The organism is Nostoc sp. DSM 114160 (assembly GCF_053470305.1).
The window spans coordinates 57,934-82,077 of the sequence record NZ_JBPFGO010000003.1 but is presented as its reverse complement, the minus strand read 5'-3'; the positions used below and the strand labels follow the sequence as shown (position 1 = coordinate 82,077).

At 38.9% G+C, this 24,144-nt stretch carries 16 protein-coding genes; 3 read left to right on the top strand and 13 right to left on the bottom strand.

Translation table 11 applies throughout. The annotated features are described in order from the left end of the window. Nucleotides 1-172: 172 nt before the first annotated feature. Complete coding sequence (locus NSTCB13_RS25520) at nucleotides 173-1,543, bottom strand: HlyD family secretion protein (protein ID WP_445627513.1); 1,371 nt, start codon at nucleotides 1,541-1,543, stop codon at nucleotides 173-175. 115 nt (nucleotides 1,544-1,658) lie between these two features. Between NSTCB13_RS25520 and NSTCB13_RS25515 the strand changes: the two genes are divergently transcribed. Both NSTCB13_RS25515 and NSTCB13_RS25510 read left to right on the top strand, forming a co-directional pair. After that, nucleotides 1,659-2,300, top strand: a complete 642-nt coding sequence (locus NSTCB13_RS25515; protein WP_445627514.1) for a TetR/AcrR family transcriptional regulator — start codon at nucleotides 1,659-1,661, stop codon at nucleotides 2,298-2,300. A gap of 48 nt (nucleotides 2,301-2,348) precedes the next feature. Beyond that, nucleotides 2,349-3,692, top strand: coding sequence for a cytochrome P450 (locus tag NSTCB13_RS25510; protein WP_445627515.1), 1,344 nt, complete (start codon nucleotides 2,349-2,351; stop codon nucleotides 3,690-3,692). 168 nt (nucleotides 3,693-3,860) lie between these two features. Here the strand turns inward: NSTCB13_RS25510 and NSTCB13_RS25505 are convergent, their stop codons facing one another. From NSTCB13_RS25505 to NSTCB13_RS25480, 6 genes are all read right to left on the bottom strand, one after another. Then, nucleotides 3,861-4,010, bottom strand: coding sequence for a Nif11-like leader peptide family natural product precursor (locus NSTCB13_RS25505; protein ID WP_445627516.1), 150 nt, complete (start codon nucleotides 4,008-4,010; stop codon nucleotides 3,861-3,863). Between the two features lie 10 nt (nucleotides 4,011-4,020). Further along, nucleotides 4,021-4,458, bottom strand: a complete 438-nt coding sequence (locus tag NSTCB13_RS25500; RefSeq protein ID WP_445627517.1) for a nitrogen fixation protein — start codon at nucleotides 4,456-4,458, stop codon at nucleotides 4,021-4,023. Between the two features lie 137 nt (nucleotides 4,459-4,595). Then, on the bottom strand, nucleotides 4,596-4,841 hold the full coding sequence (locus NSTCB13_RS25495; protein WP_445627518.1) for a hypothetical protein: 246 nt from the start codon (nucleotides 4,839-4,841) through the stop codon (nucleotides 4,596-4,598). A gap of 507 nt (nucleotides 4,842-5,348) precedes the next feature. Continuing rightward, on the bottom strand, nucleotides 5,349-5,576 hold the full coding sequence (locus NSTCB13_RS25490; protein WP_445627519.1) for an SDR family NAD(P)-dependent oxidoreductase: 228 nt from the start codon (nucleotides 5,574-5,576) through the stop codon (nucleotides 5,349-5,351). Between the two features lie 311 nt (nucleotides 5,577-5,887). After that, a complete protein-coding gene (locus NSTCB13_RS25485; RefSeq protein WP_445627520.1) occupies nucleotides 5,888-6,271 on the bottom strand; it encodes a nuclear transport factor 2 family protein in 384 nt (127 codons plus the stop codon). Between the two features lie 535 nt (nucleotides 6,272-6,806). Further along, a complete protein-coding gene (locus tag NSTCB13_RS25480) occupies nucleotides 6,807-8,054 on the bottom strand; it encodes a bifunctional sterol desaturase/short chain dehydrogenase (protein ID WP_448274243.1) in 1,248 nt (415 codons plus the stop codon). 367 nt (nucleotides 8,055-8,421) lie between these two features. On the opposite strand from NSTCB13_RS25480, the gene NSTCB13_RS25475 reads away from it, so the two are divergent. Beyond that, on the top strand, nucleotides 8,422-8,562 hold the full coding sequence (locus NSTCB13_RS25475; protein WP_448265696.1) for a hypothetical protein: 141 nt from the start codon (nucleotides 8,422-8,424) through the stop codon (nucleotides 8,560-8,562). Between the two features lie 261 nt (nucleotides 8,563-8,823). On the opposite strand, the gene NSTCB13_RS25470 is transcribed toward NSTCB13_RS25475, so the two are convergent. From NSTCB13_RS25470 to NSTCB13_RS25445, 6 genes are all read right to left on the bottom strand, one after another. Next, a complete protein-coding gene (locus tag NSTCB13_RS25470; protein WP_448265694.1) occupies nucleotides 8,824-9,504 on the bottom strand; it encodes an SDR family oxidoreductase in 681 nt (226 codons plus the stop codon). Nucleotides 9,505-9,555: 51 nt separating this feature from the next. Continuing rightward, on the bottom strand, nucleotides 9,556-11,583 hold the full coding sequence (locus NSTCB13_RS25465) for an ABC transporter ATP-binding protein/permease (protein WP_448274242.1): 2,028 nt from the start codon (nucleotides 11,581-11,583) through the stop codon (nucleotides 9,556-9,558). A 226-nt stretch (nucleotides 11,584-11,809) separates the two neighbouring features. Next, nucleotides 11,810-12,820 carry a hydroxyacid dehydrogenase gene (locus NSTCB13_RS25460; RefSeq protein WP_448274241.1) on the bottom strand — a complete coding sequence of 337 codons (1,011 nt, stop codon included), beginning with the start codon at nucleotides 12,818-12,820 and terminating at the stop codon, nucleotides 11,810-11,812. Nucleotides 12,821-12,831: 11 nt separating this feature from the next. Further along, nucleotides 12,832-13,629 carry an aspartate/glutamate racemase family protein gene (locus tag NSTCB13_RS25455; RefSeq protein WP_448274240.1) on the bottom strand — a complete coding sequence of 266 codons (798 nt, stop codon included), beginning with the start codon at nucleotides 13,627-13,629 and terminating at the stop codon, nucleotides 12,832-12,834. Nucleotides 13,630-13,676: 47 nt separating this feature from the next. After that, nucleotides 13,677-23,246 carry an amino acid adenylation domain-containing protein gene (locus tag NSTCB13_RS25450; RefSeq protein WP_448275020.1) on the bottom strand — a complete coding sequence of 3,190 codons (9,570 nt, stop codon included), beginning with the start codon at nucleotides 23,244-23,246 and terminating at the stop codon, nucleotides 13,677-13,679. Continuing rightward, nucleotides 23,209-24,117 (bottom strand): beta-ketoacyl [acyl carrier protein] synthase domain-containing protein, encoded by a 909-nt coding sequence (locus NSTCB13_RS25445; protein ID WP_448274239.1) that lies wholly within the window; start codon nucleotides 24,115-24,117, stop codon nucleotides 23,209-23,211. The genes NSTCB13_RS25450 and NSTCB13_RS25445 overlap by 38 nt, the downstream gene beginning before the upstream one ends. Between the last annotated feature and the right edge of the window lie 27 nt (nucleotides 24,118-24,144).

Below are 24,144 nucleotides of genomic sequence, written 5' to 3'. Positions count from 1 at the left end.
TGGTGTAATGGTTTCAGAGGATGGAGTGTACACGAAGATACCTTTTTCATAGTTGGCAATGAAATTTTTTAATCGGGACTATCTTAAAAATGCTAAATATTTCCCCCCTGCTCCCTGCTCCCTGCTCCCTGCTCCCTACTCCCCTGCCCCCTGCTCCCTGCTCCCCTGCTCCCTACCCCCTACCCCCTGCCTTCAAATTAATTTCGGCATCTGCTGGCATCCCCATTTTGGCGCAGGGTAAATCTGATTCCCTATAAGGTTTTTCGGGGTTAAAGCAGCTATCAGGGTTTTGAACTTTGATCCGAATTCCTACTACTTGCCTGACTCGATCTTTTTGAAAGTAAATATTTTCTGGTGTAAATGAAGCTTGCGGATCGATGGAGATTACTTTACCTTCTAATGGTTTTTTTGGTGCAGAATCAATGAAGATTTTTGTTGTTTGTCCTAGACGCACTTTGCCAATATCGCCTTCGGGAATAAAACCTCTAAAATACACTGTTTTGGGGTCAACAATTGTCAAAATATTAGTCTGACTGCTAACTATTGCACCTGGTTCGACATTACGGGCTGTCACTACTCCATCTAAAGGACTAACTACATTTAAATCTTTTTTGGAGTCTGCAATCTGGGTAAGGATTTGCTGATTTGATGCTTGGGCATCTTTCACTTTGGCACGGGCAGAGTTGACTTTTGCCTGTGCAGATTTAAGTTGAGCATAACTTTGCTGTTGCTTTCTAACTAAAGCTGTTAACTGGGCGTTGCGAATATCAGGATTGAAACCTGTAGTATTAACTTGAGTTAACGCTCCTGATGTAGCCTTTAATTGCTGGCGTTCGGCATTAACTGCTGCAACTCGTGCTTCTAGGGTTGCGATCGCGGTATCTAGAGTAGTTTGGGCTTGATCGAATTGTTGTTGATTGACTGCCCCTTCTTTTACCAATTGGGCATAGCGATCGCGGTTGATTTTTGCTAAATTAACTTCTGCTGCTGCCTGTTTAACTTGTGCCTGTGCTTGCACTAATGTGGCTTGGGCTGCTGCGACATTTGCTTTTGCCTGCTCAATTCTTCCTTGGGTATCTCCTTGAGACTGCTGTAAATTCAGTTTGGCTTCGTTAATTTGGCTGTTAATTTCTTGAATTTCTCTACTGACTCGCTCTACATCTGAAATTGCCTGTTGTTCATCATACCTAGCAGATGTCACTCTCGCTTGACTACCAAGTAGTTGTTGTTGCAGCAATCGATCGTCTGTGTCGTCTAACTTAATTAACTCTTGCCCCTTTTTAACTGCTGCCCCTTCCCGCACGGCAATTGTCTCAATTCTTCCAGAACGCTTGATCCCGATCTCGGTTTCATAACCCTCAATCCGTCCACTAACTTGCAGTACATTTGGTGATACTTGCGGTTGAGAGCGCCACACCGCGTAGCCAATACCACCAGCCACCAGCAGCACCCCAATCGGTAAAAGGATCGGTTTCTTGCGGTTTTGCTGCTTCGATACTGCATCTTTGAAATTTTCCGGGGATGTTGGGATAGTCTGAGTCATGGTATCACCCTGGATTGTGAAAAATATTTTGTAAATTGAAAACTTTGAATTCTGTGTCATATACTAGACTGTCTAGTATGATAAGACAAGATATAAGTCAAAAAGTTTACTTTTCATGCCTATAAACCCTACTTTCCACCTAGAAAATACTTTACCTGCGATCGCTCCCAAGCAGGAGCAAATCTTGCAAGGAGCTATACAGGTGTTTTTGAAGGAGGGTTACGCTAGAACAAGTATGGATCGTGTTAGCGCGGCGGCTAAAGTATCTAAGCAAACAATATACAGTCACTTTCAAGATAAAGAAGGGCTGTTTAAAGCATTGATAGAACGGTTGACCCTCGCTTGTTTTCAAAGTATTGTTTGCACAGAAAATTTACATAGCGAACCAGCGATTTTTTTGCGTCAAATTGCTAAAATTTATTTAACCGAAGTCGCTGATAATCCCGATTATTTGGCATTATTGCGTTTGATTATCACCGAGTCACAAAACTTTCCAGAACTAGCCAAACTTTATACTCAAACCGTTGTGCTACGCGGTCGGCAAATGCTGAGTCAGTATTTCGGATCTCATCCAGAATTAAGAATCACCGATCCAGAAGCAATGGCTCATATTTTTTTTGGTTCGCTGGTATCCTACGTGATTTTACAAGAGATGTTGTATGGAAAAGAACTTACATCTTTATCACGCGATCGCTTGCTAGATAGCTTAATAAATGCGGTTATGAGCCAGTCCTTAAATATGGTTACTCAGGGATAATGGGTGTATTTGTTTGAGATGATCGAGTGAAATCACAAGTAAAATATTATGCTTAGTCAATTACCGAATTGCATTACTAGCCCTTCATGGTGGCAACTGATCGGATGGATTGCCGATCCGATTGGATTTCAGCAAAAGTATAGTCAAGAGTATGGAGATATTTTTTCCATGCAACTAGCTGGACTCGGTTCTTATGTAATTCTTAGTCATCCCCAAGCCATTCAAGAAATTTTCAGTCAAGATTCTAAATTTGATATTGGTCGTGGTAATAAACTTGCAGAGCCTCTGATTGGGCGAAATTCTCTCATGTTAATAGATGGTCCCCGGCATCGACGAGAACGAAAATTATTAATGCCTCCCTTTCATGGAGAAAGGCTACAGACTTATGCTCAACAAATCTGCTTAATTACCGAGCAAATCGCCAGTCAATGGCAAATCAATCAACCTTTTGTGGCTCGTTCTGCCATGCAGAAAGTTAGTCTAGAAGTAATTTTACAAATTGTCTTTGGTTTAAGTGAAGGGGAACGCTATCAACTAATTTTACCTCTACTAACTAGTTGGTTGGATATGACTGATTCTCCTTTGCGCTCTAGTATGCTATTTTTCCGATTCCTACAACAAGATTGGGGAAAATGGACTCCTTGGGGGCAGATGAAAAGTAGACAAAACTATATTTATCAGCTACTTCAAGCAGAAATTGAAGAGAAAAGAACAAAGAACAATCACCAGGGTGATGTTCTGAGCTTAATGATGGCAGCACGGGATGAAAATGGGCAAGCAATGACCGACGATGAATTAAAAGATGAATTGCTGACAATTTTATTTGCTGGACATGAAACTACTGCAACAACGCTAGCCTGGGCTTTCTATCAAATTCACCAAAATCCAGATGTCCTCTCAAAATTGCAGCAGGAACTCGACAGCTTGGGAGAAAATCCAAACCCGATGGAAATTGCTCAACTTCCTTACTTAAGCGCAGTTTGCCAAGAAACCCTGCGGATGTATCCAGTCCTTCCAGGGCTTTTCCCACGCATTACCAAATCATCCATAAATATTGCCGGATATCAGTTTCCTCCTGACACAACTTTAATGCCAAGTATCTACCTTTTGCATTACCGAGAAGACTTGTATCCTAATCCTCAACAATTTAATCCCGAACGTTTTTTAGGACGCCAGTATTCCCCTTGGGAGTTCATTCCTTTTGGTGGTGGAAGTCGGCGCTGTTTAGGATATGCCCTAGCTCAGTTAGAAATTAAATTAGTCCTCGCAACAGTTTTATCTAATTATCAACTTACTTTAGTAGAAAATAAACCTATTAAACTGCAACGACGTGGATTTACCCTTGCTCCGAATGGTGGAGTTCGGATGATGGCTATTAAAAAACTTATTTAACGTGAGTTCGACGGCTCTAAAAACCCCACTTCCATTCCTCTCCCCCACTCTTCGAGAGGCTTTGAAACCCTAATTTTTTCGTTAGAAACTAAGAATATTTCTGCCCCTCTCCGCCTCCAAGAGGGATTGGGGAGAGGTTCATCGAACTCACGTTAGTTTAGCTGTATATTATTCAAATTTTTCTAGAGTGAAATCATAACCAGCTTCTTTGACTAGTCTGGTAGATTCATCCTTGCTTTCAAATTGTTGCATTTGAGTACGAAAAGCTTCATCATTAACTAGCTTTTCATAGAAAGCTCTGACATTTTTAAGAGACATAATTTTCTCCTTAAATAACTACTTCAGGTAGAGCAACTTCATGCATTAACTCGGATGGATTATAATTGTCGGTTATAACTTGTGGACAACGCAGACAAGCTGCTTTGCCTTCTTGCTGCCACCAACGGCAATCTCTTCGTATAAAACAGGGAGGAAGTTCTTCTACTACAGCAGGTAATTTTTCTGCAACTCTCGTTGCTAGACGACAATCTTTACCGTCAAAATGCTGACAATCTTTTGATGCACAAGGGGCAGCAGTGCGAAAAATTTCAGTGGGTGTAACTGGGCTAGCTTTTGCTAACAGTTCATCTGTAACAGGTAGTGGCTGCTTGAGATAAGTTACACGCGCTTGGCTCGCTTTTTTGCCAACTATACCAAAGACTATACTGTCTGCCAGTTCTGGTCTAGCACTAGGACACAGTGTAGTCTTATCAACAGGAATTTCCATGATTTGAAGCTTTAGCGAAGATGATTTTTTACTCAATCAGGACTTACGCAAAAATAATTGAAAAGCCTATTATTCCGTAGTGGTAATTCATGAATTACTGCTACTTACGACATATTTTGCGTAAGTCCTGTCAATATCTAAGCTTTAGTATCTGTTGCAATCAGTCCTACGATTATTGGAGGAGGACAAACAGATTTAAAACCTGCGATCGCAGGTTGAGTTTTACCTCCTACAATATTTGCCACTTCTTCATCAGATAAACTTGATAAACCTTCGCTTGCATCTGGAATTTGATTTCTACGTGCTAACGCATTGTTTACTGCTTCATTAATCAAATCATGAATTTCAGTTTGATTGTTGTACTCTCTGTTTTCTCTTTTCATCTTGATTATTCCCACTCACTAATTTTATTTTCAGTTTACTGCTCATTGGGGAGTATGACAAAATAAAATAATCACATAATATATTGAAGATAAAACTCTCAATAAATGCTTTATTTACTTCGCCACATTCTACTTAGAGGATGCTTAGAAAGTATTTTTAATAACATCAAAAAATTGGTAATTCCCCCCCTAGTTTACTGCGAGATCGTGAGAGTTGAAAAGTCTCTCCCCTTTAAGGGGAGAGATTTAGAGAGGGATTTTTAATATACTTTACGACTTTCTAAACAACCTTTAAGGTTTCATAAAATATTAACACTAAAATTCTATTATTTTGTTGTAACTTAAAATCTTCCTACCTTTCCCACTTTTCCCACTTTTTCCGGTTTTTAAGTATTCAATTTTCCCAGTTTTTCAGTGTTAACGTTAACAGATAACTTCTTTAATAAGGGCAAGCACACATGATTTCATCAACCCATTGTTGGATAAAAATGTTGTTGAGAAAATAGCCTATCTAATACATTTGAGTTTAAGTGTATAATTAGCAGCTTCTTCTCCAAAGCTAATAGAAAGCATATCTGTATGAATAATACCTGGATTGAGGGGTATAGCTGCCATACCATTCGGCAATTCTTGTGCCAAAGAACGAGTTAATCCTTCGATTGCCCACTTAGAAGCGCAGTATGGTGCAACGCCTAGCTGAAGTCGAACGTCCCCAGCCAGAACTAAAGTTAACAATAATACACCGTTTCTTTTTCACCTTTGGTGTACCTTGTTAATTCTGTGCAATTTAGCGTTGCATAATTGAAGTATGAATTTGAGCGATCGCATGATTCATACTTCGATTCAGCAACGCCGAAAATAAAATCAAAAATATTGGCAAAATTCAAATCACACTTCAATTGGTACAGGTTTCTCCATAGCTCACGCTTGGATTAAAAGCAGCCGACGATCAAATCCAAGGGCGTAACTTTCTGTACGGATGCTTACTTCACCCCGGATACAGAAGAAGGCCGCCCTAGAAATGCCTGTTTGATAGGAGCGCATGGTTAGGCCTTTGGGGTGGACGATGGAAGTGGACAGACTTCCATAGCTTGAATCAAGCCGTGTTCAAAGGTGAATCGATGGCCCACGTGTTCATCGGCAAGAACTGCGTAAGCCTTGTCACGCACGACCTGATGCACATCGACCAAAATGCGCCCGCCCTCCTCCAAGTAAAAGGAAACCGGCTCGACGTGCGGATCGATCTCGCTCCATTGCTCCGTCCAGTAAGCGCGAACTTCTTCAGGCCCACGGACAAAACCGCCTTTGAACGCTCTCGGCCAAACCACGTCCAAAGTCATGAGGGCAAGGGCAGCGTCAATGTCTCGCGCGTTGAAGGCTGCGTAAGCCGCACGGAGCAGTTCGATTAGGAGTGCTCTTTGATCTGACATAAGAGGTATGGTGAACCAGATGCAGTAAGGACTAACAATTTATTGTACAGAGTTTAGCTGAAGCTTTTTTATCGACACTATCATGCCTGATGTCAGGTTTATTTCCAGGATTTCCCATTTTTAATTCTTCTATTGTAAGGAAGGTTGTTTTATATATATAGGACTCATATTTGATTGGGTGAAAAAACTCAGTACACCTTAGAAAGCTTTCTTTCCTGTTCCCTATTCCCTATTCCCTGCCTATCGCGCTTGCGCTGCGCTTCTCTGCGAGACGCTTTGCGAACGCGCACCACAACAAGTAAATTCTCCAAATCAAACCGGATTCCTATAGTCTCCACCTTTGTATCTTTGAAGCAGTAGGTGTTCGATACCGATACGGCTAAGGCTCTCACTTTCACTATTGAGGGTTTGTAGTAAGCACTTTAGTGCTTAGAAAATAAGGACTAAAGTCCTTACTACAAACTTGCTTACCTCTCAATTTCAACTTGACATACTACCTGAAAATCATTCTTTTCGACTATTATTTGCGTAAGTCTTATTCACTTTTTGCTGTCTGGCTGAAGACTCGATAGTATAGTGACGTACTCGTTTCCTTTAAGGGAAACAGCAGATAGGTGAGAGGATTTATTGCCACAATAATATTTCGGAAGTCACGCCGCGCCAAAAATAAGATCGCACGAGCAACTTGCTGTGCAGACATCACTCCATAAGGATTCAGTTGACTCTTAAACGGGCCAAGAATTAACTTGCGAATGACACAATCCCCATCCAAACGCTTGAGCGTAACAATATCTCCTAGCGCTCTTTTGCTGAGTTCATAAAGCGGACTCAGTGCTGGAGAAACCTCAGCCTCAGAAGTGTTTACCCAAATTTCCTTGGTTGCTTTTGCTTGTGGCCCTGTTACAGTTGTCAAAAATATATCTATCAACCGCAATGCTGAAAAGGTATTCACTTCATAAGAGGAATTGATAGCCTCGGATGTGCGGCTGGCGTAGACATTGACTCCATGATTGATAATTAAAATATCTACTTTCTCTAAACTATCCTTCAGATTAGCTTCATTGCCCAACTGCCAGGAAACCACTTTTACCCCAAGCTCTACTAATTTTTCTGGATTAGTAGTTAATGCCACGACTTTAGCATTATTCTTGACAAGTTCAGCCGCCAACGCTTGCCCCAACGCTCCTGATGCTCCAGTTAAAGCGATGGTTTTACCTTTGAGAGACAGTCCTGTACCCAGAATTTTATCAACTAAGGGAAAGACGCCACTGTAGTAGGCGTTAACATCATCAAAATGATGTCGCCAATGGTAAGACCGATTCACCCACCAAATGGATGGAATTGCCTCTAAAGGGCCGGGTAGGTGGTTGTAATCTGTATCAATTTTTCCTTGAAAATATCGCACAGACGCGCCATACAAAAAGGTGCAAGCGTAAGCTACTCCTAGCCATAACCCCATTTGCTGGACAATTAAGGCAACGACTACCAATACCACCAGCAGTAGACTCGACTCTAAAATGTCGTGATAAAGCTGCGATTCTTGATAAACTTTCAGAGAAACTATCGATAAATCGCGGCGATAAGCCATGTGGTGCTTGTTGTGCCATTTAGCAAGCCAATTGACTTGGTGACACAAAGCATGGTAGCTGTCTCTCAATATCTCAGCAAGTAAAAGTGAGAAGAGTGCCCAACTAGCAAACTGTAAGCTGGCATTTAGCCAAACCCAATTAATTTGTAAGCTTGTCTCAATTCCTATCAAGTTTTCAGCTAGCATTTTTATCATGTTTGTCTATACTCGTTTTTGTTAATCATTCTTCACGATCTGATAAAGGTACGTTCAGGTCGAGTTTAGAGCAAATTCAAATCAAAGGGAATGGGGGACAAGGGGATAAGGAGAAATAAGCAATGCCTAATTACGAATTAGTTACAACGTATTCAGGTAAATTCTGCCCCTGCACTTGCAGCCACATCTGCCAAATCTTGTTGAGAAGTCTGGGCTATAACTTCTAATGCAATTCGAGTGTGCATGACCCTAACAAGTTGTATCTACGCAATTGCCCTACCAGTGGAGTGACAATCTCTGCAACAGGACAGCCAAAAAGTCTATGAATATTCATAATTCACCTGACGCTGAACATCAAGGGGACACTATGACTAAAATTTTAGTGATTGAAGATGAGCCAGAAAGCCGAGATATATTTTTAGACAGTTTAGAAGCAGAAGGGTTTGAAGCGATCGCATCTAGTGGTCAGATAGCTGGCAGGATGAACTTAAATCTACTTACGCCCTAGCAAGAGGTGTAATATAACAACAATTAGCAGCAAAATTACAACAGGATATAGGTTTTGCTTCTCGATTTTATCGGGTGATTGCTACCTTGCTTGCAAATCGATTACAGGAAATGTTCAGCCGGCTCGGTTATGGCAGATGCATTTATAGCAAAGGTCAATCACTGGATCAAAATGTTGAATATGAGGATGAACTGGATTCTAATATTTTAGATAACATGGCACTGGCTGGAACAAGATTTGATTGGATGTTAAGCTCACTCTTTAATGTATAGTCAAGGAAATCCCGTTATCTTTGGGTTTTAAATTGAGAATAAACGGAACAGCTTTCAATACCCAATCGGACACGGGTGTATAATTAGCAGCTTCTTCTCCAAAGCTAATAGAGAGCATATCTGTATGAATAATCCCCGGATTTAGGGGTATAGCTGCCATCCCAGTCGGCAATTCTTGCGCCAAAGAACGAGTTAATCCTTCTATTGCCCACTTGGAAGCACAGTATGGTGCAACTTGGGCTGAAGTAGAACGTCCCCAACCAGAACTAAAGTTAACAATAATACCCCGTTTATTTTTCACCATTGCTGGTACGAAATGGCGAATTATATTTGCTACTCCTTTGATATTGATATCTATCAGATCGGAAAATTCTTCAGATGGTATTTCCCACAAAGGTGCTAGGTAATTAGTAATTGCCGCATTATTAATTACTATATCTGGCGGTGCATATTTTTGAAGTATGTCTTGGGCCCATTTTTTTACAAGCTGTTCATTTGCCACGTCTACAGATGTGAAATCATTGGGCGCACTAAACTTTTGGCGTATTTTATCAATAGCATCTGATGAACGGGCGCAACCAATAACAGTATGTCCTTGTTGAATAAAACCCTCGGTCATGGCATAACCTAGACCTTTGCTTATGCCTGTAATCAATATGAGTTTAGTCATATTATTGAATCTGTTAAAAATAAATTGTAGTTTTTAGAAACTAAGTAGCTGCTAAACTTTGACCCATTTCAACACATCAGGATCTTTATCATAACGATAGGTAAAGCCGTCTCTGGCAGTAATCGATTCGCCTTTGCTTGCCTTACTTCTAATAGTTTTAATGGAATAAAAAGTTAATTCAGCCATTTCCTGATGAGAAAATCCTTCACTTATGACTTTTTGAGTTAATCTTTCTAATTGATTTTGGGATTCATTATTAGGTAAACTGTCTGTGCTAACGCGGCTCTTTTCTACAGAGGTATAGATAGCTGTTTTTTGAATCCGATAATCTTTCACAGTCAAAAGTTGCCAACTGGAATCTTGTGTAAGCTCTAGAACCCATTGATGATAATCAAATAGACTTTCCCTATGCCCAACGCTGATAAACGTTGTTTTCGTTTCTTGTAATTGTCTATATAAATTACCTTCGTTCTTTAAATCTAAAGCACTTGTTGCTTCATCTAATATCGTGAAATGAGGATGAGTCACTAATAGGCGTGCGAAAGCAAGGCGTTGTTGTTCTCCTAGCGATAATATGTTTTCCCAAGGAAGCTCTGTATCAAAACTATCAACTCGACTTAGCAAGTTTTGCAGGTTTACTTGTTGCAATACTTCTTTGAGTTCTGCATCGGTCATTTGACGATTTCTATTAGGATAAAGTAACTGTTCGCGCAAAGTTCCCAAAATTATATAAGGACGTTGAGGTAAAAATAAAACTTCTTCTAGGGGAGGTCGCACCAAACGACCAGTCCCTGCATTCCACAAACCTGCGATCGCTCTCAATAAAGAACTTTTACCTCGACCACTCGGCCCAACAATCAATAAACCTTCTCCCGGTTGAACAGACAATGATAAGTCTTCAACGATTAGCTGCTCGTAGTTGGGCGTTTGTAAGGTAACATCCTCAAAAGCCAGACGGTTTTCTTCGATTGTTTTGATGTTACTGACATTTTCTGGTTGTTTAGTTACTGTTTCTAAAGCATCTGAAAAATTAGCTAAACGCTCAACATAACTCGAAAATCGTCCAGAAGTTCCAAATTCATCTATTAATGTTGCCAGACCATTAGCAAACATACTGCAAGCTACAACTGCTTGGCTAACTTGTCCGAAATCAATTTCACCTCGAATATATACAGGTGCAAATATTAAATATGGAAAAATTTGGATTACAGAGCGGTATCCTCTATTAAAAATATCTTTATTTCTTTCCCAATTAATCTTGCTTTCAGAATTTTGAAAAAGATTATTAAATCTTCGCTGAATGATATTTAATTCTTGGTTTTCTCCCCGGAAGAAAGCTATAGATTCAGCATGATTACGAACATGAGTTAGGCTATATGTATAATCAGCTTTAGATTCAAGTTCTTCTTGAGTAATCTTATCTAATTCTTGACTCAAGTAAACAGCAATCAAATTGCCTATAATCGTATAAGTAAGTAGAAATGCAACAGCAAATTGGGAAATTGACCAAAGAATTATTAAAAAAGTCGCCATTTCCAGGATTTTTTCTAACAAAGTAGCTGAAAAATTGAGAGCAGTCCTGGCAATAGGTTCGATTTCTTGAGATAGACGTTGGTCTGGGTTATCAATATCGGAGCTAAAATTGATTTTATAATAAGCGCGATCGCTAAAATATTTTTTTAAAATCTGCTGATTGAGCCATTGATACCAATCAAGGGCAATTTTTTTTCTGACAAATTTAGTAAATCCTGTCAAGAACGTGATTAAGAGCAGCCCAAGGGCGTAAAGTGATAACGTACTAAAAAACTTAGAAGTATCTTTATCTTGAATAATGATATCGACTAAATAGCGATCGACAAAGCTATTAAAGGCAGTTACGCCCACAAGCCCAATTATTAATAAGATTAGGAGAATGAGCATCCCCCATGTTTGAATTACATCTGAAAATGCTCTTTGCCCTGGCTCTATTGGAAACCAGTAAGGACTAGCGATCGCTTTTACATCCTCCCAAAATTGAGTAAAATTAGAAAGGAAAGAAGTATTTTTTGAAGGTTGATTAGAAATAACTTGAGCTTGCATATTATACCTCTTATAAAAATAATTTTTAGGATGATAAATTTTTGTAAAATATTGTTTTTTATTTCATTAGCTATAGCTAGAAAATAAAAAAATGCAGTATTAATCCTGATTATTTAAACAAAATCATCATATCATAAAATAATTTTGCTATATTTCTAGTTATAGAAATATAGCAAAGCAATTCAATGATAAATTCCCAGCATTTCTTTTGTTCTGGGATGAAAAATTACGAACTCCAAACTTCAGGATTGACAATGTAAGGCGGCTTCTCGCCTTGAAGCACTTGAAGTATTTGATTAGCTGCGGAAAGTGCAGCAGCCATACCAGCTTCAGGTGTCACTCCAGCCAAATGAGGGGACAAAATTATATTGTCAAACTCATATAAAGGATTATCAAGAGATGGGGGTTCAGGCTCAAACACATCAATTGCAGCCCCTGCTATCAACTTTTCGCGTATGGCTGTAACCAAATCTCGTTCGCGAACTACCTTTCCACGAGATGTATTGATCAAGAAAGCAGTAGGCTTCATTTTTTTGAAAGCTTCTAAAGCAAACATTTCATAAGTTTCATCAGTTAACTCAGGATGCAAAGATACAAAGTCAGATTCAGTAAGTAGGTAGTCTAAATCTTGTACTAAGGTTGCACCGGCTGCTTCTGCTTTACTGATTGGGACATAAGGATCGTATGCTAAAACTCGCATTTGAAATGCTGTACTACAAATTTGAGCAACAGCACTACCAATCCTTCCTAAACCGACAATACCAAGGGTTTTTGCTTCGACTTGAATTGGTTGTACCTGATTACGAATCAAGTAGTTTCCTGTTTTGACACACTGATTGAGAAAAGTAAGCTTTTTAGCAAGTGCTAAAATCATGGAAATCGTGTGTTCTGTAACAGCAGTTGTTGATAACCCAGGATTATTAACTACGACAATTCCCTGTTGTGTTGCAGCCGCAATATCAATTGCATCAGTGCCAAATCCAGAGGTACTAATAACTTTTAAATTTTTTGCTAATCGAATCGCTTCGGCATCTAATTTAGCAGGATAACGGACAAATACGCCAGATACGTCTTGAATAGCTTCATGGATTTGATGCTGCGTTGGTTCTTTGATAATCTCGATATTAGTGTATTCTTCTAGAAGCTTTTCACCTGTTTCGTGATACATTCTCCCAATTAAAAGAATCTTGTGATTTTTAGTAGTCGCTGGGAAAGTTTGAGGAAAAATAGCTGTCATCTTAATTAACCTTAACTTATTTGATACAAAGATGTTTTAGACTCAACAGTTGATGAATGAAATTGCTGAGATAATTTCATTGTTTCTGTCAGCAAACTAGAATTAGATGTGGCTGACTCTAATAGCTGAGATAAGTTTTCGGCAATGGTAGTTAAAGGGTCGATCGCTTGAATAGAATCAATGCCATTAAGCTTGAGATATTTGGCGAGGATATGAAATTCTGTACAACCAGAAATAAAGGAACGAGTATTATATTTATCTAACAACTTTTGAACGTCTTCAAGAATTGTTAGTGGGTTTTGTCCTCGTTTTAGTACTTTAAAAATCATCTCATGAATCAAGCGATGATCTTTTTCATCTGGAGAAATAATCCGATTCGCAGCAGTACAACCTCGCTCAAATAATTTTTTTTTGTAAGTACCTGTACCTGCAAATAAAAGGGCAGGCTCATCATGTTCTTGTAGTTGTTGGTCTGCAATTTTAATTAAGGAAATTACTTTATTAGTCTGATCCTCTGGAAGATGAGCCAAAGCATAATGAGCAGTACAACAACCAATCACTATACGATCGACTAATTGATTAAGTTTTTCTAAATGTATTTGCACAAAATCAATGAATTCTCTTTCATTTCCGCTATGAACTGAAGTTGTTCGATCTGGTGCAGAGGGAAGTGAGAAAACAATAACGTTGGGTGCTTCTTGTTCGTTGTCGATATACTGGTTGTATTCATAAATGGTTTTAAGGAATTCAACCGTAATTACAGGCCCCATTCCGCCTAAAACCCCAAGCACTGGTAGTTTTTTATTCATAAACTTTCTCCAAAACAATGATGACTATGATTTAGCCGTGTAGATGACTAAAAATTAAAATTGGTAGCGAAAAGATTGTTATCTTCTCCTTCGGGGTTCTCTGTGCGATCGCACAGCTTCAATAATGGCGTGTCAGGAGATTTTACTACTTCTTCTAGAAGACCTTCTAACGACTTGATAATTAAGGAAATACGTTCGCTGGCAAATATATCTGTGTTATAGATTAACTTCAGATATAGTTCTACTTCGTCTACAAAAGTGAATTCTAGATCGAACTTAGCAGTGACAATTTTTTGGTCAATGAAGTTAACAGTAATTCCATCTAACGCTAGGTCTACATTTTGATTATTTTGCAGTACAACTGCAATATCAAATAGGGGATTCCGGCTAGGATCGCGTTTGAAATTTAAATCTGATACTAGTTTGTCAAAGGGATATTCTTGATTATCGTATGCTTCTATTGTTGTTTGTTTCACTTTTGCAAGTAAAGTAGTAAAACTATCGTCTGCTGCTATTTGATCGCGTAAAACTAAAGTATTAACATAAAAACCTATTTGTTCTTCTAAATCAGGATGATTTCGTCCAGCGATGGGAGAGCCGACTGTAATCTCATTCTGTTCGGTATAGCGAAAGAGAAAACTTTTGACTAAAGTCAGTAAGCCCATAAACAAACTGGCTTCTTGAGTCTTGATTAATAACTCAAAATCCTTGATTGATTCTGGTCTTGGCTTCCAAATAATCGCAGTTCCAGAGAAACTTTGCACTGCTGGTCGAATGCGATCTAAAGGTAAGTCAAGACGCGCCGGAGTAGGAGTTAATTTAGCTAACCAGTAATCGCGTTGTGCTTGTAGTTTCGACATTTGCAATTGCTGGTCTTGCCAGTAGCTATAGTCTTTATAATGAATCCTCAGAGGTGGCGGTAATTCTACATTTTGTTGTCCGTAGGCATGATAATGTGCGAGAAAATCTTTAATTAAAACGCCTGCTGACCAACCATCTGAAATGATGTGGTGCATATTAAATAGAACTATATAACTCTGTTGACTGAGTTTTAGTAAGTTAACGTTGAGTAAAAGTCCTGTTTCCAAATCAAAAGTAGTTTTGGCATTGTTTTGAATAGCTTCAGCAATAATTTCTGATTGTTTTTCATACTCCATTAAGTCTATTTGTGTGACTGCAAAATTCATTTGCTCGTGTACGACTTGACGCGGTTCATTATTTATTAAGGTAAAGGTAGTACGCAAAATTTCGTGGCGTTGGATCAAATGTTGAAAAGCATTTTCAAAAGCAGCAATATTTAAATCACCGTTGAATTGATAAGCACTGGGCATTCCGTAGGCATTATGGTTGCGATCGAGGAATTCTAAAGCCCAAAGACGGCGCTGCCCATGAGACATAGGATAAGATGTTTGCTGAGTTATTGCTGGTATGGGTTCTTGATAGTCATATTGAGTTTTAGATATTAAAGTTGCTAATCCGACAATTGTAGGAACTTTAAAGAATTCAGCCAATTTGACTGACACATTTAATTCTTTATGAACGTGAGTGATTACTCTCGAAAGCAGCAAAGAGTGTCCACCAATTTCAAAGAAGTTATCAAAAATACCGATGGGATGCTTAGTGAGAATTTTTTCCCAGATATTAACTAGCTTTGACTCTAAATTATTCCGAGGAGCAGTATAAGCTATTTGTGCGATCTTACCTGTTCTTTGAAGTTCGGCAAGCGATCGCAAGTCAATTTTGCCATGTCTAGTTAAAGGAAATTGCTTTAAAAAGATAAAGGAAGTAGGAATCATGTAAACTGGCAGAAAATCCGAGAGGAATTTTCTGATTTCTGAAATTTTTATCTCTTTATCAGTTTGACAATAGGCAGATAACTGAGTTTGATTATTTAACTCTGTCGGTAACACAATTGCTCTCTCAATCTGGGCATAACGGCTAAGTTGGTATTCAATTTCACCTGGATTTATCCGATAGCCATTTACCTTAACTTGATTATCTTTTCGCCCCATAAATTTAATCACACCTGGGGCAATTTGTTTACCTAAATCTCCCGTTCTAAAGAGAATTTTTTCTGGATTTAGAAAACTAGATTGAAATTTTTCCTTGGTGATTTGGGGAAGATTGCGATAACCAGCGGCTAATGCTGCACCTTCTACGCAAATTTCACCTACTATATGCAAAGGTACGGTGTTATTAAATTCATCCAGGACAAATAATCGATTGTTATGGAAAACCTGACCAAGAGGTACGTCTGTATTTAAATTTTCGTCGATTGGATATTGAGATACTCCTACACAAGTTTCTGTGGAACCGTAGACATTGCTAATAATTTTCGCTGGGAAGCGTTTTCGTAAAGCGATCGCAGTTTCTCGGTCTAATTTTTCTCCGCCGCAAGAGATATATTTTAAGCTGGGGATAGTTTCTTCAAGTTCGAGTACAGCTAAAATTTCTCGATAAATAGATGGCGTTGTGTGCAGTGCGTTGATTTGGTTTTCTTGTAAAAAGGAGACTAAATGCTCTATATGCTGTACTTCATACATATATAAAGCAGCACCTATGGTTAAAGGTAAGAATATATTACGAAAAGATGGATCGTGGGTGACAGGTGCAGTGAAAATATAGCGCCATTCAGGATGTTTCTCTAAGTCAAATGTGAGTCGTAAACTCCGAATTACATTCAAAATAGAAATGTGACGACCCATGACTCCTTTGGGGTTTCCTGTGGAGCCAGATGTGTATAAAATGTAGGCAATTTGGCTAGAGTCTGGTTTAAATTTAGGCTCAGTGTTATTAAAATCTGCCAAAATATTATCGATTCGATCCAAACAAATTGCTTCGATTTCTTGAGGTAATTGGGAGACAAAGTTACTCTCCGTGAGACAGAGATTACAGCCACTATCTTTTAAAATAAAATCGATGCGATTACTAGGATATTGGGGGTCTATCGGTACATATGTTGCTCCAGTTTTAAAAGTAGCCAAGATGGCGATAATTAAGTTTTGATTGCGCCCGATCGCGAGTGCGATCGCTTTTCCGCAACCAATGTGATACTTCTCATGTAAGTAATTAGTTAAACGATTTACCTTCTCATTCAATTCTCTATATGTTAAAGTCGTTTCTCCAACTATTAATGCAGGTGCATCGGGTGTAGATTTGACTTGAACAATAAAGTCATCAATAATTGTAGAATTTGGGGGTAATTCTATTGTTTTCCCTGTTAATTCTGCCAATAATTGTTCTTGTTGCACTTGTGTTAATAAAGGCAACTCAGAAAGCAAACCATTAGCATTTTTAATTACCCCTTGCATCAAAATTTCAAAACTTTCTAGAAACTGTTTGATAGTTTCTGGTTTAAACAGTTCTGTATTGTAGTTGCAATAGATAATAAGTGCGTCATTGACTTCGATGAAATTAAAGCCTAAATCGAAGGGAGTGTAACCAATTGGCTCTGCTGGTAGCGATACTTGTAGTCCCTTAAACTCAGGTAGAGTTAAACTAGGGTCCATATTAAAAGATACGGATATCAGGGGAGAACGAGAAAAATCTCGTTGTAATTGTAAGGCTGCTAATAATTCTTCTAAGGCGTGACTTTGGTGTTTAAAAGCGGCTATGAGTGTTTCTTTGGTATGACGGAGATGTGCAACAAAAGAAGTAGTAATATCTGTCTGAATCCGAACTGGTAAAAATTGCGAACAAAAGCCAACTAATGTTTCGCTGCCTTCAAATTGTCGTCCAGAAATCGGAATACCAATTACTAAATCATCATGACCGGAAATTCGACGCAGAAAAGCTGTGTAAGCAGCGAACATTGTCATAAATAATGTCGCTTGATTTTTGCGTCCTACAGTCTGCAAATTTTGCCACAGTTGAGGAGCAATAATTTTACTTTCTCTACCGCCTGTGTAAGTTTTGACAGCAGGACGGGGAAAGTCTGTAGTCAGCTCAAATACGGGGATTTCTCCCTCATAAGTTTTCAACCAAAAATCACGATGCTCTTGCATCTGTGAACTTTGTGCTTCTTGCTGTCGCAAAGCTAAATATTGACGAAATTGCATTGGTGGCGTTAAAGAGTCTGTAACAACACCAATTTTTGCTGAATAAAGTTTGCCAATTTCATTCAAAATTAGCCCTAATGACCAACCATCTGCAACGATATGATGAGTTTTTAAAGATAGCAGATAATGTTCGGGTGCTAAACGCATCAGTACAGCTGCAAATAAAGGAGCGATACTTAAGTCAAAAGGTTTTTGAGATAACTCAGTTCTTAATACTAAAGCAGTTGCTTCGGGATTATCTTCATCCATCAAATTGATTAACGGTAGGTCAATTTTGACACTACTGATAACTTCTTGGAGTTCGCCTTGTTCTAAGATTTGGGTTCGCAAAGCTTCATGGCGATTGACTACTTCATTAATCGCTTGCTGCAAAGATGAAATATCTAAAGAACCACGCAATTCTAAAGAAGTAGTAACGTTATATGATGCGGAAGCGGTTGTATCTAATTCTGCCAATAACCAAAGCTGACGTTGCGCTTCATTGGTAGAAAATTTCTGGTTTAAATTATTCCTACCATCTTCATCGTCAGAGCGATCGCTTGCTTCTCTTTTCTTTGCTTGTGGTGGTTTGGCATTTTCAAAAAAACTTGCTTGTTGAAGTTCTATAATCGCTTCTTTGACAGCAGCAACTACTTTGTCTATATCTTCATTAGTATGACTAGTTGAGAGAAAACAAACTCGTTTTTCCCATGTATACACACCTTTGAGATTTAGCAAGTAGTAAAAGAGTGGTAATTCGATTGGTTGTAAGAAAATACTATAAGCGCCAAAAGATTCAAAGCGAAACAAAGAGCCAAAATGAACAATGCGGATAGGAATTCCTGTTTCTTGAAAGAACTGATTAACTTCAGTAGCTAATCGATTAGTTAATTGATTTACTCTTTCTTGAAGCGTTGCGCCTTGTTCGCGTAAATGTAAAAGTACTGCACGACAAGCAGCCAAAGCCAAAGGATGACGACAGAAAGTACCGCCATAAGCAGTTAATTCTGTTTGCGGATGGGAATCATCTCCATAACTCCAGAAACCGCCATCAATTGTATCTAAGAAATCTGCTTTGCCACAGATCGTACTAATAGGCAAACCACCACCAATTGCCTTACCATAAACTACTATATCTGCGTCAACATCAAACCATTCCTGCGCTCCTCCTGGAGTAATGCGAAATCCAGTAATAATTTCATCAAAAATTAGGGCAATTTCTTTTTCATGAGTCAATTTTCGTAATTTTTGCAGAAATTCTTTAGGCTGTAAATCGGGTTTACGGCTTTGCACAGGTTCTACTAAAACTGCTGCTAAATTATCAGCTTGAGTAGCAATTATTTCTAGACTTTCTTCGGCTCCATATGTAAGAACTATGACATCTTCAACCATTCCTGATGGTGTCCCAAGACTCAATGGTTGAGCTGTTCCCGCTTCTTCTCCAACTCGCGCTAAAATGCCATCAAAAGTACCGTGATAAGAACCAGCAAAAATCACAATTTTTTGGCGTTTTGTCCGAGAACGAGCAATACGAACTGCTGCCATAATCGCTTCTGTACCAGTATTACTAAAAGCGACTCGCTCCACACCTGTCATTTCACAAATCAAAGCAGCCGTTTCTGCTGCAATATTAGACTGCATTCCTAATCCGATTCCGTGTTGCATTTGTTGCTGAATTGCTGACAACACAAAATCAGGACTATGCCCAAAAAAGTTAACACCAAACCCCATTGCTAAGTCGATGTAATCATTGCCATCGATATCACGAAAATACGCCCCTTGGGCTGATTCTGAAACAATGGGATACTGAAATTCTTTTAAAGCCATACGGAAGTCAATGGTAGGTTTAACATCAACCATTGTCTTGCGGCTATTTTGCGAATATGCCTTGGATTTCGCTGTTTTTTGGTTATAAATAATCTCTAACTTTTGGATAAAAGCTTGCTGTTGTTCTGTTAAAGATTTATTCTCTGCTAGCTTTAAGGCTAATGGGTTTAAATTTGGAGAATTAATTTTTTTGGTAGGAGTTGCAGTTTCTATTTTGCTTGTTTTAGGAGTAGGTACAATTTCTGTCTGACTAAACAAAACTTCTGATGTATTGCTCGGTGCGACAGATACAGATTGGAGTATTTCTAATTGCTTGATAATAGTTTTTTCATGTATATCTTTGAGTTCTTTCAAAGATTGCAATTGAGCCATCATCAAAGCTTCTTTGCCAGAGGTTGGTGTTGATACAGCTACTGTTTTTGCTTGGTTATCAATAGCGCTTTCAGCAGAGGTGGAAGCAATAATTAACTCTTGTCCATTGTAGATGCTGGTATTATTCTGTTTAGAAAAACTATCCGCAGTAGCAAAACCGCAGCGTTTTAAAACAGCACACCAACTTTCTCCACTTAACAATGGAGTATCTATACGTAACTCTTTGTCTTGAAAGCGCCACCATCCTGGTGTGAGTCCAAAGGTTAAATCAAGCCAGGAATTATTTTCTACTGTTTCTAGCAGTACCAAGTAACCACCAGGTATTAGTAGTTCTCGAATATTATTTAGTGTTTCTGTAATATTTCGGGTACTATGAAGCACATTAGCAGCAACAACTATATGATAAGAATGTGCTGTAAGCCCTTGAGAAACTGGTGATTTTTCAATATCTAATTGATGGAAGTTGAGATTATCTCTGTGTTTAAATTTTTGACGCGCTTTATTGAGGAGAACAGGAGAAAGTTCGGTGAAAGAATAATTAGTATCATTGAGATTTAAATTATTAATAATTGCTTCCGAAGTCGCACCTGTACCACCTCCCACTTCGATAATGTGGTAAGGGCGATCGCTACTAGAAAAACTCTTTAAAATTGAGTTAATTGCTTGGGCTACTCGTTGATTCATCAAACGAGATACCGGAGAATTACCATATATACTTTCTGCATGAACTACTGAACCTGCTGGGAAAATTAACTCTAAAGGATCTATATTTCCTTTCAATACTTCTGCTAGATTTTCTCCACAGCGTTGCAGCATTTCTAACTCAGGTTTTGCTGCTGGACAAGTAGTTTGCAGATTTTCTATAGCTTCTGGTAAAGAAAAAGGTGTAGGTAGGTTTCGTACTATCCAGATGTTACCTTGATTTTGAATAATTCCAGCTTGTTCTAAAGTTTTTAAATAACGAGTAATTAAAATATGATATTTTGGAGCAATAGGCAAAATTTGTAATAAGTTTTCTGTTGTCCAAGTTTCTGCTATTTTTAGTCTCTTACCTAATACTTCTAAAGCTTTCAAGATATAGGCAATACTAATCGGTTGTAATTGGGAAATTACCCACAGATAATTATTTAATTCTGAGTCAGAATTAGATACTTTATTAGAATTTTTGTTTAGTATAGTAGCTACTGAAGATGTTTCTAATGGTTTTGGTTCAATAAAATCAGATAGATAATTAGCTATTTCAGCAATTGTTTGCAAATCGGTAAATAATCGATCTATCTTAACTTTAACGCCAAACTTCTCTTCAACTTTACGAGCAAAGTCAGTCAAAATAATTGAATCTGCCCCTAGATTTAATAAAGTTTCATCATCTCTAATGTCATTTTCATCTTCTTTGAGCAACAGAGCTAAGATAGACTTTAACTGATTGCCGATTTCTTGCTGATGTTTTTGGATATTTGAAACTTTTGCTACAGTCATCTTGGTCTCCATTAACTCGTTTTCTACGGGCATTTCTTTGATTGAACTTGATTCGACTGAAATAGCAGATTTAAATTCAAACCTTTTTCGTTGAAAAGGATAGTTTGGTAATTGAATATTTCTGTAACCGTAATCTTCATTGAATTTTTCGGCGTTAAAATTTACTCCATGAATGTAGAGTTGGGCTAGTGTTGATAACATCGTCTGCCAGTTATCCAAACCTCTATTGAGAGAACTCAGCCAGATAACTTCATCGTGATAACGGCGACCTTGTTCTGCAAGTATTGGTCTTGGCCCCACTTCTAAAAACAGGTTGTATCCTTTGTTTAACGCCGTAATCAGACTTTGCAAAAATTGCACGGGTTGACGGCATAGTTGTCTCCAGTAGCTTGCATCGGGCGCATTTGCTAAAGGTTGTCCGTCAATGCCTGAAATTAGCAAAACTTGAGGATGATTGTAGGAAATATTACGAGCGGCAGTTTCAAATTCATCTAAAATTGACTCCATTAATGGAGAGTGAAAAGCACCGTCAACTGATAGTAATTGAACAGCTATTTTTTGGTGTTTGCAGTTAACAACAATCTCATCAACGCTATTACTTTCTCCAGAGATGACAATTTGTTGAGGATGGTTAATAGCTGCAATTGAAACTGTCTTACTATAATTTTGAATTAAAGAAATTACTGTAGCTTCATCTGTAAAAATTGAAGCCATTTTTCCTGTAGGCGCAGTTTGCATTAATTGCCCGCGTTTCACAATTAATTCTAGACCTGCTTCTAAACTAAATACTTTTGCAATACAAGCTGCGACATATTCACCAACACTATGACCAATTAGTAAACTTGGTGTAATTCCCCAAGATTGCCAAAGCATAGCAACTGAATATTCAAGAGCAAATATAGCTGGTTGAGCGTATGCAGTTTGATTGAGTAAATCTGTGCGATCGCCAAATAATATATCTTGTAGTGGATACTCTAAATAATTCGCTAAAATATCTGCACATTTGTCAATATATTTACGGAATGTAGGTTGGGTTTGGTAAAGTTGATGGCCCATACCTGCATAACAAGCTCCTTGGCCAGTGAAGAGAAAGGCAATTTTTGGCTGTTTTTCTCCTGCGAAACGTTGATAAAAAGTCAAATTATCAATGGTTTTTTCGTCAGCAAAAGCTACTAATTTTTGTTGCAATTCTGGTAATGTATCTGCAACGATCGCCAATCGTTCAGCTAAAGGCGATCTACCTATTGCCGCACTATGACAGATATCGCCAATTTCTGGATGAGATTCTAGGTGGATGTAAAAACGTTGTGCTAGTTCTTTTAAAGCCGTTTCTTGATGAGCGGAAATCATCAATAGATGACTAGGACGTTGTAGCTTAATTTCTGGTATGTTTGCAACAGGCGCTTGTTCGATAATTACATGAGCATTCGTTCCAGAAAAACCGAAGGAACTCACCCCTGCAATGCGGACTTGGCCATTGTTCGCCCAGGGTATGGTTTGACTAGGAATTTCGATCGGGTATCCTTGCCAATTAATCAGAGGATTAGGTTCTTGGAAGTGGAGATGAGGCGGAATCTCACCATGTTGGAGGGCAAGAATTGTCTTGATTGTGCCTGCTATCCCGGCGGCGGCTTCGAGATGTCCGATATTAGTCTTCACTGAACCGACGTAAAGTGGTTGCGATCGCTCTCCATAAACAGCGGCGATCGCATTCATCTCAATGGGATCGCCTAAAGAGGTTCCCGTGCCATGTGCTTCTATATACCCGACTTCCTGGGGTTTGACTCTGGCATCAGCTAAGGCTTGACGAAGTAAATCTTGTTGGGCGGGGCCGCTGGGAACTGTTAACCCGGCGGCTGCACCGTTATGATTGACCGCAGATCCTCGGAGGAGGGCGAGAATGCGATCGCCATTTTTTTTCCGCCACAGATAAGCGTTTGAGTACTAAAACTCCGCATCCTTCGCCCCGCACATATCCATTTGCAGCTGCATCAAAAGTTTTGCAACGACCATCGGGAGACATCATCCCCGACTGGGAAAGGTTAATCGTAATTGCCGGATTTAAGAGCAGATTTACCCCAGCTACTAAAGCTAATTCGCATTCATGATTTCTTAAACTGCGAATAGCTTGGTGAATGGCAACCAGTGAAGAAGCACAGGCTGCATCAATAGACATACAAGGGCCGCGCAGGTTTAAAAAATAAGATAGCCGTCCGGCTGCGGCACTCAGGGCGTTTCCCGTACCAAAAAAAGAATCGATTTCATCGTAGTTGCTTTTGTAGACTGTCATCGCGTGGTCAACACTAGTTATACCGACAAATACACCCACGCGATCGCTTGCTAAATTAGTTGGTGGTAAATTAGCGTTTTCTAAAGCTTCCCATGTCACCTCAAGTAGTAACCTTTGTTGGGGGTCCATTGAGGTTGCTTCGCGGGAAGATATAGAGAAGAAACGGGCATCAAATTCTGTAATATCCTCTTGTAAAAATCCTCCATAACGAGTGTTCATTTTGCCGGGAGTAGGTTCGGGAGCATAAAATTTTGAGATATCCCAACGGCTTTTAGGAACTTCTACAATTGCGTCAAGTCCGGCTTTACAGTAATTCCAATAAGCTTCAGGAGAATTTATGCCTCCAGGGAAACGACAACCCATCCCAACAACAGCAATTGGCTCGCTTTGCCTGGTTTCTAATTCGGTAATGCGAGCCTGCATTGCCTCCATTTTTGTTAAGGTTGATGCTATGAGTTTTTTATAATCTGTAGTTTGAGCCATGCTTCTATCCGCAATTTTTTTATTTTA